Origin of the sequence: Nostoc sp. T09 (genome assembly GCF_002154695.1) — a bacterium.
GTDB lineage: Bacteria > Cyanobacteriota > Cyanobacteriia > Cyanobacteriales > Nostocaceae > Aulosira.
Genome location: NZ_MTAV01000001.1, coordinates 55,933 through 67,542, shown reverse-complemented (window position 1 = coordinate 67,542; position 11,610 = coordinate 55,933). Strand labels below are relative to the sequence as shown.

The following is an 11,610-nucleotide window of genomic DNA, read 5'->3' as shown; positions in this document are numbered from 1 at the left end:
CATTGACGCCAGGTTTTGGCACAACCAAGGATGAAAATATTAATCCTTCCTTCTGCCCTTCGGGTTCGCCACTTGCTTTATGCCGGGGAACCCGTCCACCGCAGTGGCTCACCTTCTGCCCTCTGCCTCCTGCCTTATTTTCAAGCTAGATAGGATTACTAGATGAAATTGCCATCACTTTGATGTATTCCTAGCCGTTACAGGATTAAACTGTTGCCATAATCCCAAACGCTTATTTTTTGCATTGGCTTCTGCGATTAAAAATTGAGTTTTGTTTTCCTCGCAGTAATATAAAGATTCTCGATCAACAACAGCATTACCCTCTTCAACCAAATGGAGATTTACTGAGCGATTATCTATATATACTTCACCCAGTATGCGCCCAGTTCTATCTCGATCTACACTTTTGATCACCACTGGGCTACCTGATGGTAGCAGTTGTTTAAGTTTGTTGGTGGCTGCTGAAACATACTTTTGTTTAGTTTCTTTAGGTGTATCAATACAAACTAATTTAACTGTAGTTGTTTGACCAGCATCATCTTTAACACGAATTGTATTGCTATCCGTTACACCCATTACTGTAGCTAGTACTAACATTAACTGTATTAAAGTCATTTAGTTTTAAGTATTATTTTATGCTTTAGCCTTAATTTTATCTAAGTAATTAGCAGGTAATTGTGAGTTAAATCACAAGCTGTTGTCAGGGGTAAAACTAATCTTAGTGACACTCTCTGTTACATAAATCGCAACAATGCCAACTTTCAGTTTTGCTCTCAGCGATACTGAGATTAACTTCATCTATCCTGGGGTCTAAATTATGAAAGTCTCGATTAAATTACCTAATAAATCTGCTTTAGTTATGAGTGCGCTGCTGGGAGGTGTAATTTTTACTAGTTGCGCCTCTGTTCCACAACAATCAAAACAGCAATTATCACAAAGTACAGGCGGGCGCGCCCTCAACAACCAAGCAGCACCTGCTGATAGTGCTGGGAGTGTTGCGCTAAAATCCGAAGCAGCACCAGTTCCACAATCCCGTCCGCAACTGATTAAAAAAGCAGCAATGACTGTAATTGTTAACTCTGTAGATCAGAGTATCAATGCAGTCTCCAAAATTATCAATAACAAACAAGGTGATTTGATTGGGTTAAACGAACGTCAACCCACACAAGACAACGCACGTCATACTGCATCTATAATGCTGCGGGTACCGCAAAATCAACTGGACTCAACGCTCGATGAACTGGCTAAATTGGGTACAGTAGAAAATCGCAATATCACGGCGGAAGATGTTAGCAATCAACTGGTAGATTTCCAAGCTAGATTAACCAATCTGCGCAGAACAGAAGCCAATTTGCAAAAAATTATGGATCGCTCTGGTTCTGTGAGAGATGTATTAAGTGTTGCCAAAGAACTTAGTAATGTCCGTCAATCAATTGAGCAAATAAATGCCCAACTGAAAAACTTACAAAATCAAGTTGCATACTCTAGTATCACATTGAACCTAGAAGCAGCAGTTTCTAGCAGCAGCCCGCAACGGGGTTTAGGTTTACAAATTCAAGAAACTTGGAACAACTCTAGCCACTCTGTTGGAGAATTCACAGTTGGCTTACTCAAGTTGGCTATTTGGTTAATGGTTTACAGCCCTTACTTTTTGATTTTGGCGGCGGCTATTTATGGATTGAACCGTTGGCGACGCAATTCCCAGCCTGTAAGACCAATACCACCAGTAGAGAATTATGATGGATAAAAAAAATAATATTTTCTCAGTTTTGGTTACTGACAGTAAAACTAGTACAGCTGCGCGGAATTCAAAATCAAAACCTATGGCTACGGAGTATATAAAACTTTAATATGTGACAGCCTATTGTTTGAGATAACTACAACAGTATTTTGGATTGTAGAGACTTTGCATCTCAGGTTTCTGCAATCTTAAATGCTGAGCAAGCTCCAATCAGCTAATGATTAGGAAATTACACACTAGTAGTTACTCAGTATCATATTGTAATTATTAAGATTGTACCAATTAAGACGAAATAATCAGGCGCAGGAATGCCAAGATCAAAAAAGGACGCCCAATGCTATTGAAAGTACTATGCCTGAAATACACCAATCAATTGCTCAGCACTACCACGAACGGACTAAATATGACCCTGAAACGCTGGCCTCGAAAAGTCAGAGGTTAGATTGGGCTAAGCAACCAGTACCGTTCAAAGAGTACAGAATTGGCTCGTCTTTCGACCTCAAACCCTACCTTCAAGAAAATTCCGCAGCTTCTGTTGATAGTGCAGATACTCAATGGTGGCAGAGACTTTCACGGCTGTTGTTTCGTAGTTATGGGCTGACAGCGAGAATGCCTTCTATGGGGAGTGCGGTATATTTACGATCTGCCCCGAGTGCAGGTGGGTTATACCCGGCTGAGGTGTATGTAGTTTCTAGGGGGACGCAGTTGTTACCAGCTGGGCTATATAACTACCAAAGTCGGACTCATTCCCTAATGCAGTATTGGGAAAATGACGTTTGGCAAGCTTTACAAGCAGCTTGTTTTTGGCATCCGTCTCTTGAAAGTACTCAACTGGCGATTGTGATCACTGCGGTATTCTATCGTTCTGCTTGGCGGTATGAAGATCGGGCTTACCGCCGAATTTTTTTGGATACAGGGCACCTGTTGGGTAATATCGAGTTAGCTGCGGCGATTAATGACTATCGCCCCCACTTAATCGGTGGCTTTATTGATGAAGCTGTTAACGATCTGCTTTATATTGAGCCGCAGCAAGAAGGAGCGATCGCAGTTTTGCCTTTGGCAGACTTATTAGACATCAAACAAAATTTACCACTGGGACGAACTGCTTTACCTTCTGCCACCGAAACCGATTACCCCATAATCCCCGATGGCGAACTGCTGAAATATTTTCATCGCCAGACGCAGATCCAATCTGGTACAACTGGCAAACTCAATTTACCAGAGGTAAAACAAGACAGATCCTTAGAGGATAAATATAACTTCCCTTTCTGTCTGAAAATTCCTACAGCTACAACACCCATCAATTGGGGAGAACATCTGGTAGAACTGGAAAATACCATGCACAAACGCCGTTCTACCCGTGCTTATAGTGGTGAAGATTTGACCTTTGATGAACTCAAAGCCTTACTTGATTTCACCTACCAACCCCAAAATTACATTTACCAAAATTTAGATCGTTCTCCAGACTACTTTGACCTGAATCTGATCGAAACATTCATTGCGGTTTGCGGAGTCAAAGGATTGGAAGCAGGCTGTTATTATTACGCACCTAAAGCCCAAGAATTGCGGCAAATTCGCTTTAAAAACTTCCGGCGAGAATTACACTTCCTCTGCTTGGGGCAAGATTTAGGGCGAGATGCAGCAGCAGTGCTATTTCATACGGCAGATCTAAAATCTGCGATCGCTCAGTACGGCGATCGGGTTTACCGCTATTTACACATGGATGCTGGGCATTTAGGGCAACGGCTGAATTTAGCGGCAACTCAACTCAATTTGGGCGTCAGCGGTATTGGTGGCTTTTTTGACGATCAAGTAAATGAAGTTTTGGGTATTCCTATAGATGAAGCAGTTCTCTACATCACTACTTTGGGACGACCGAGATAAAAGAAAACACTTAGGACACAAAGATTTTTTGTGTCCTTTGCGCTCTTTTTGGTTCGTTTTTTGATCTAAACCTCTAAAGGCAAATCTACAATTTTCATCCCACCCCGCTCTGGATTATTTTCCCAATCTTAACTAGCAAAGAAGATATTGCGATCGCTGTGCAGATCTGTTCGCAAATATCCAGTATCAGCTTGCTGAAAAATGAGGCGGTATAATATCTCTTAACCTTGGACTAAACCAGTTTTTAACAACAACTTTGCTACAATAAGACCATTAAGAGTTATAGCCGAGCGTAGCAAGAACTGGCGACGATTCAGCCCCTGTAAATGCTTTGGTTTTATGAACTGAAGCCTTGAAGCAAAAGTACTGCCAAGCAGCCAAGGAGGACAAGAACCTTAGTAGAGCTTGAGGAAAAGTTTGTTTAGCGATCGCACATATTACCCAACACCCGCGATTGTAGTTTCTTTAAGCCTCTGTCTGCATTAGTTATATTGCAAAAATTGCATAAATTATGTTGCAAAGAGTAACTTTATTCTGTTAAAAGGATTGATGGGGGAGTATTATTTTTATTAAACAATATTTATAAATGAACACCATTATTCAGTTCAATTTGGTGAAGATTCGCAGCAACAAAATTAGGTCTCAATAAGCTCGTTAATGTGGAGCATCTGTTGACAAAAAACTCATTAATTCAGAGATGAGCTTTAGTTAATTTTAGATAGCATAGCGAAGGTTCATAGGAGAGAACCCAAATTACGTAAAACGTTTGAGTATTTTAATAAAAAAAATTTTCCATCCGACCAGTGATACCATTACCTAAAAATGAAATTCAACGACTGGAATTACTTCATCAATATCAAATTTTAGATACACCACCAGAAGAAATTTTTGATGAACTTACTCAGTTGGCTGCCGATCTGTTTGACATGCCAATGGCAATGATTAGTTTAGTCGATGCTGAACGAGAATGGTTTAAGTCTAAAATTGGCATTAATCAAACAGAAATTCCTCGGAGCGTTTCCTTTGGTGCTTACACGATTCTTGAAAGTGAAATATTAATCATCCCAGATATCTTGCAGGATGAACGATTTGCTGCCAATCCCTTGGTGATTTTAGAACCTTACTGCCGTTGCTATGCAGGAGTTCCTCTAATTACTGCAAGCGGCTTTGCTATAGGTAGTCTTTGTATATTTGATTCTGCTCCTCGTGATTTCAGTGCCAAAGAGCAAGCAATATTACAAAAATTAGCGAGACAAGTAACTAGGTGTTTAGATTTACATCAAGAAAAAATTATTAATAATACTCAAAAGAGTTTTAATCTCCTTTTTCAGAATCATCCCAATCCTATGTGGGTGATTGATTGCCATAACCTGAAATTTTTAGATGTCAATAATGCTGCTATTATTCATTATGGCTATTCTCGAGCAGAGTTCTTGCAAATGTGTGTGACTGACCTGCTCATCCCAGAAGATATGCCTAGTCTAGAGCAACATTGTGCACAAAAAATTAGTAATGCCAACTGCTCTAAAGAATGGAAACATCTCCGCAAAGATGGGCAGATTATTGATGTTGAAGTTGTTGCCCATTCGATAGAATATCCTAGTTATAACGCTTGCTTAGGAGTAATCAGAGATATTACCAATCGCAAACAAAAAGAACAAACGCTTCATGAAAGCGAAGCCAGATTACGGGCAATTTCACAAGCAATTCCCATCCCCTTGTTTATCTCACGCTTGACTGATGGTCTAATTTTACATGCCAACCAAAAGTTTATAGAAATATTTCGCTTAACTCCAGAAGATTCAATTAATTCTCGACAAGCTTCAGAATTTTATCACAACCCAGACGAACGAGAATTAATATTAAAAGCTCTTGCCCAACACGGCTATGTTCATAACCATGAATTCCAATTTAAAAGACCAGATGGCACTTCTTTCTGGGCAATTGCTTCCGTTCAGTTTCTAACATTTAATGGAGAAGCTGCTATTTTAAAAGTTTTTTATGATATCACCGATCGCAAAAATGCAGAAACAAGTCTCCAAGAGCAAAATGAATTTCTCCGGAATATCTTTGAAAATATTCCGTTGATGATTGCACTCATCGGTGTTAACGGTAAACCCGAATGGGTAAACCAAGAGTGGGAACGTACTTTAGGTTGGAATTTTCAGGATTTCCAAACTCGTGATGTTCTGGAAGCTTCATATCCTAATCCTAAAGATTATCAATATGCTGTTAATTTTATTAAGTCTGCACAAAAAATTTGGGGCGACTTTAGAACTCAAACTCAAGAAGGTCGTGTAATTGATACCTCTTGGACTAATGTTCACCTAGCAAATGGGCAAATCATCGGTATCGGGCAAAATATTACAGAACGCAAGCAAACTGAACGGGCTTTAAAAACTCAGCTAGAACGGGAGCAGTTGATGCGAACCGTTACTGGGCGAATTCGTCAATCTTTAAATCTCCAAGATATTCTTAATGCTACGGTGAGAGAAGTACGAGATTTACTTCAGGTTGATCGGGTGATAGTTTTGCGGTTTGCTTCAGATATGAGCGCTACAGTTGTGGCTGAATCAGTGGTTAATGGCTGGACAGCTTCGATAGATGCACAGATAGTAGATACCTGTTTTCAAACAGGTGCGGGTAAGGAGTATTATCAAGGTCGTAAAAGAGCGATCGCTAACATTTACCAAGCTGGATTATCTGAATGCCATATTAACTTGTTAGAACAGTTTGAGGTCAAAGCAAATTTAGTAGTACCCATTCTTTTGCAAGTAAGTGAAGAAAATCCTTGCTCTGGACTGTGGGGTTTATTAATTGCACACCAATGTTCTCGGACTCGGGAGTGGGAGGAAAATCAATTAGATTTACTCGATCAACTATCGGTGCCAATAGCGATCGCTATTCAACAATCTAGCATCCTTCAGCAAGCCCAAATCGAAATTACCCAAAGACAGACAGCTGAAGCAGAATTAAGAAGTGCATTAGCAGAAAAAGAAGTTTTGTTAAAGGAGATTCATCATCGAGTTAAAAATAACTTGCAAATTGTCTCTAGTCTCTTGCAACTCCAGTCCCAAACCCTCAGCGATCCTGAAGTGATCAAAGTGCTGAGAGACAGTCAAAATCGGATTGATTCAATCTCACTAATTCACAGAAATTTATACACCGCTCCTAATATTGGACAACTTGATGTTGCTGACTATATCCAGAATTTAGCAACAAGTTTATTAATTTCTTATCAAGTATCACCTGCTGAGATCGGTCTAGAAACTTATATAGATTCTGTCAGCTTGAATGTTGACCAAGCCATTGCCTGTGGTTTAATTATCAACGAATTAATCTCAAATGCTCTCAAACATGCTTTTCCCAACCAAAAAGTAGGCACTATTATTATTAGATTATGCAATCTCGGTGATAGGATTGAAATGACTATTCGAGATAACGGTATTGGTTTTTCAAAAGAGATTAATTGGAAAGATACTAATTCATTAGGTCTTTCGTTAGTTTATGACTTAGTTACAGAACAACTAGAAGGAACCATTATTTTAGAAACTCATCACGCAACAGTATTTAAAATTACGTTTCCCCAGTTAACTTTATAGCAGTAAACATCAAATGGTTCAGGTGAGGGTTTTAGTTGTAGAAGATGAAGTGATTGTGGCCAGAACTATTGCTAGCCAACTTAATCAACTAGGTTATATTGTAACGGGTACAGCTTCTTCAGGAAAAGTTGCCATTGCCAAGGCGCTAGAAACTAAACCAGAAATAGTGTTAATGGATATTATCCTGAAAGGAGATATGGATGGTATTGCTGCTGCTAGTTATATTCGTGAGCAATTAGATATTCCCGTAATTTTTCTTACAGCCTACGGTGATGCTAATACTTTAGAACGAGCAAAAATTACTCAACCTTTTGGATATATTGTTAAACCGTTTACTATCAAAGATTTACAAATAGCTATAGAAATAGCTCTGTTAAAATATCGGCTTGAATATGAGCTACGGGAAAATCGAGATCAATTAGAAACCCTTTTAAACTCGATGAGCGATGCTGTGATTGCCACAGATGAGCGGGGAATTATAACATTTATGAATCCGGCATCTGAAGCCTTGACAGGCTGGCATAGAGAAGAAGCTTTAGGAATTGAGGTATCGAAGGTTTTTCATCTTGTTGATGAAGTTACAAATTCTGCAATAGAAAACCCTGTAACCAAAGTGCTGCGAGAGCATAATGTTGTTTATTTAGGAGATTACATCTCTTTAATTTCCAAGGATGGCAGAAGGGTGCCAATTGGCGATAGTGCTTCACCACTAATGCGACGACCAGATCAAGTAAGTGGTGCTGTAGTTGTTTTTTGGGATATGAGTGAAAGGCGTCAAACAGAATTGCTCAAGCAAGCCTTGGAAAAAGAGCAAGAAGTTAACCGTCTGAAGTCTTTATTTATCTCTACTGTTTCTCATGAATTTCGTAATCCCCTGACTGTAATTCAAACTGCAATTGAGCTAATTGAAATTCAGGGAGCAAATTTGTCAGATGTAAAAAAAACCACTTACATCAAGCGAATTCAAAGTGCTGTACAAACCATGAAACACCTCATGGAAGATGTGCTATTTATGGGTCGTTCTGAGGCTGGAAAACTTGGGTTTAATCCGGCTCCCATCAACATAGACGCATTCTGTCGAGATCTAATTGAAGAATTTTCTCTTATTGAAAGTAACTTGTATGAATTTGTATTTACCTCTAATTGTGAGATTACCGAGGCTTGGATGGATGAACGTCTCTTACATTACATGCTAGGAAACCTACTTTCAAACGCAGTCAAGTATTCTCCTAAGGGTGGAACAATTCAACTTGAACTCAGCTACAATCCTGCTGAGAGCTTAGTAACTTTTCAGATTCAAGATCAAGGAATTGGTATTCCGGAAGCAGACCAAAGTCGCCTTTTTGAATCATTCTATCGAGCCTCAAATGTTAAATTAATTCAGGGTAACGGACTGGGTTTAGTTATTGTCAAAAGGTGTGTCGAAGCCCACAATGGTCAAATCAGCGTTACTAGCCAAGTAGGAGTCGGTACAATTTTTACAATAATTTTGCCCCTAACTTCAGAATTTTCTACTACTGAAATTGTTGAATGAAAATGGTATTTGTCATTTGTCATTTGTCATTAGTCCTCTTGCATAAGTCAATATTTTGAATATCAAACCACAGATAAACACAGATGAACACCGATATTTATCTGTGTTCATCTGTGTTCATCTGTGGTTCCTTTTTTGCTGATTAGCATTTTTGCAAGAAGTCTATTGGTTATTTCTCCCTTGTATCCCTTGTCCCATTTCTCCCTTCCCAATTGCTATTAGCGTTCCTGGCGCACACCACCAACAACTGGCCTAACTTGTTCTCCAGAGAAGGGATCTGTACCACCAATCCAGTTAAAGTCACTTATTCGGAAGCTAATACCGCCTAATTCCAGCACTGGATTGTAACGTAAAGTAAGCCCATAGGTGCGACGGCTATATTCCACAATATAGTCGGTGCTAGTTTCTCTACCTGTATCTAAGTTAACGGATGTCTGAAAACCTAAGCGAAATGGTCCATAGATTTGCTGTGTAATTCCAGCGCTCAGCACTCTATTGTCAACAGCGCGATCAAACAAAAAAGGCGATAATCCACTGGTGAAACCTTGGGAATAGGTAACATTAAAGGCAGTATAGTCGAAATACGGTCGCGAGAAATGACCAATCTGCCCTTCTAAGCCAATTGTGCCAATGAGGGTGCTTTGATTGTCACCATTTGTGTAATAAGTACTAGTACCAGTAACACCAGCGATCGCGCGCAAGTAGGGAACTACTTGGTTGGGTGTGTATCGTAATCCCCCAGTAGCGGTAGGTGGTAAGGGTTGTCCTTGCCAGAGTAACAAACCACCACTGAGAGCAGCACTACCTTGGAGGCGACCTAATGAGATGCGATCGTTTTCTCTATTAGGTTCTAGGAGGTCAAGGCGATCGGTGTTGGCATTAATATACTGAGCACCAGCCTGATAGCTGAGGTTAATGCCGCTGTTCCCTAGGGGAATGATAGGAGAAATGAGTACACCACCAAGACTACTTTGAACTGTTTGGTAGCCAAGAGTACCGTTATAGAGGCGATCGCGGTAGCTGTATTCTAGATTCAATAAATGAGGATTTTGATCGCCTAATGTCTGGCGCAACCGCAAACTCGCTTTGAGGTTGTTTTCAACTTCACCTAAGTTGAGACTAGTTAACTCGCCTCTACCTTCAATTACAGCCTTGGGATTTAAAGTCACATTTAGTCTACTTCTGATCCCAAACAGCCCTGCTAAGTCTCCAGTACCTTGTTCAACGGCTTTTTGCACGAAAAACTGTGGCGTGATTGTCCAACGTGTCTGGTCTGAAGTTACAGGTTCAAAGCCACGTTCAATATATAAACCACCACGCTGATCTGAATCAAAACCGGGGGTGGCGATCGCTGGAGTCACCTCACGCTCCCGGCGATCAATCCTCTGCTGCTCTCGCGGAATACCAACCGCAAATTTTTGGTCAAAAACTAAACGCGCTTGCTGACTTCTAACTCGGTCTACTAAAGGTGCTTCCCTTGTTAGAGTAACGTTAGATGCCCGTAAAACTAGTTCTGGGGGTGAAAAGGGGTCGTTGGTGATGCTGACATTTTTTGCTTGCCAACCGCGGGGATAAAATTCAATGCGTTCGGCTTCAAAGCGGAGGCGGTTGACTAAGCCCCCTGATTTTGGTGGGGGAATGTTTCTGGCATCCGTTCTTCCGCCTACTGTGATATCAATCCCCCCTGGACTGCTGACACCAGACAAGGGCTGATTGGAGCGAATGCGATCGCTGACTGGACGCTGTGGTACTCCTCCGGCTGTCACATCTGTGGGCAAGAAAGCGACATCTCTTTCTGCTGTCGGAATGTAAATTTCTCCTCTACCTCTTTCCAGTTCCCCACTATCTTGAATAAAGTTATAAGTAAAACGTTGCCCCCGCAACACTTGATCGCCCCGTGTCAATGCCACGTTGCCTTCTCCTACAGCGATCAAGTTATCTAAATTTATTTGCAAGCGATCGGCATCCACCACTGCCCCATCAAATCGCACCACCACATTTCCTTCTGCGGTGACAATTCGGCGTTGGTCGTCAAAAACTTGGCGATTGGAAATTACTTCCACCGTTCTTGGTCTGGTTGGGAGAGTTGTACCAGATGGTTGATTTTGGGGCTGATTTGTGCCTTCCCCTTGAGGTGCTGGAGTTGACTGACTCGGCGGTTGGGTTTGTTGTTGCGGAGACTGAAATTCTATGGTTGGGGGCGTTGAAGATCCGGTTGTTGGACTGCGAGACTTGAATTCGATAATATTTTGGATTGATTGCGGTTTCGGTGTATTTTCCGAAGCCGATGGCACGATATTGCTATTTTTTACTGGTTGCTCAGTTTGAGTATTACTTGGCTGTTCTGATTGGGCAACTTGTGCAGAGGGAAATAAGTTCTGATTGTTGGTAGCGTTTGCGACTTGGAATGAAGGTGGAAATACCACTGTGACTGGCGCATCTAAGCTACTGCTGTCATTTTGTATAGGATAAGCGATCGCCAATGGCTGCCCCAACAATGCTGCACTTTTCGGAGCAATCAAGGGAGAAAACTCTGGTGGGAAAGTTTCTGGAGGATTAACTGTAGCTAGGGTTGAGGAAACTACTAACTTATTACGAGACTGTTTGAGTCTTTCTGGCAAAGACAAAGACTTCTGCTTTTCCCCTACAGTTGAAGGCTGCGGCGTTGCTTGTTGCTGCTGGGATGTCTCTTGATTTTCCTGCGTCCCAGTGTCTGTTGCTATTAATGAATGAAACTTACTATCACTAGCAGATGAGGTAGGGTTTGCAGGTTGTAACGCTTCCGTAATCGGAGGTGGTGCGGGCGGCAGAACTGGATGAAGCATATTTCAGCACAATCAAGCTAACAA

Annotated in this window: 6 protein-coding genes; 4 read left to right on the top strand and 2 right to left on the bottom strand. The window is 41.0% G+C overall.

What is annotated here, in order from left to right; translation table 11 throughout:
- Window positions 1-174: 174 nt before the first annotated feature.
- Window positions 175-615, bottom strand: a complete 441-nt coding sequence (locus BV372_RS00265; protein WP_086681463.1) for a thermonuclease family protein — start codon at window positions 613-615, stop codon at window positions 175-177.
- Window positions 616-817: 202 nt separating this feature from the next.
- On the opposite strand from BV372_RS00265, the gene BV372_RS00260 reads away from it, so the two are divergent.
- The 4 genes from BV372_RS00260 to BV372_RS00245 all read left to right on the top strand — a co-directional run bounded on the left by BV372_RS00260 (window position 818) and on the right by BV372_RS00245 (window position 8,761).
- Window positions 818-1,747 (top strand): DUF4349 domain-containing protein, encoded by a 930-nt coding sequence (locus BV372_RS00260; RefSeq protein ID WP_086681462.1) that lies wholly within the window; start codon window positions 818-820, stop codon window positions 1,745-1,747.
- A gap of 345 nt (window positions 1,748-2,092) precedes the next feature.
- Window positions 2,093-3,625 carry a SagB/ThcOx family dehydrogenase gene (locus BV372_RS00255; RefSeq protein WP_086681459.1) on the top strand — a complete coding sequence of 511 codons (1,533 nt, stop codon included), beginning with the start codon at window positions 2,093-2,095 and terminating at the stop codon, window positions 3,623-3,625.
- Window positions 3,626-4,431: 806 nt separating this feature from the next.
- The gene (locus tag BV372_RS00250) at window positions 4,432-7,227 is read left to right on the top strand and encodes a PAS domain S-box protein (RefSeq protein WP_086681542.1); all 2,796 of its coding nucleotides are present in this window, start codon (window positions 4,432-4,434) and stop codon (window positions 7,225-7,227) included.
- Window positions 7,228-7,240: 13 nt separating this feature from the next.
- A complete protein-coding gene (locus BV372_RS00245; protein WP_086681456.1) occupies window positions 7,241-8,761 on the top strand; it encodes a hybrid sensor histidine kinase/response regulator in 1,521 nt (506 codons plus the stop codon).
- 218 nt (window positions 8,762-8,979) lie between these two features.
- Here the strand turns inward: BV372_RS00245 and BV372_RS00240 are convergent, their stop codons facing one another.
- A complete protein-coding gene (locus tag BV372_RS00240) occupies window positions 8,980-11,586 on the bottom strand; it encodes a DUF3769 domain-containing protein (RefSeq protein WP_086681453.1) in 2,607 nt (868 codons plus the stop codon).
- Window positions 11,587-11,610: the final 24 nt, after the last annotated feature.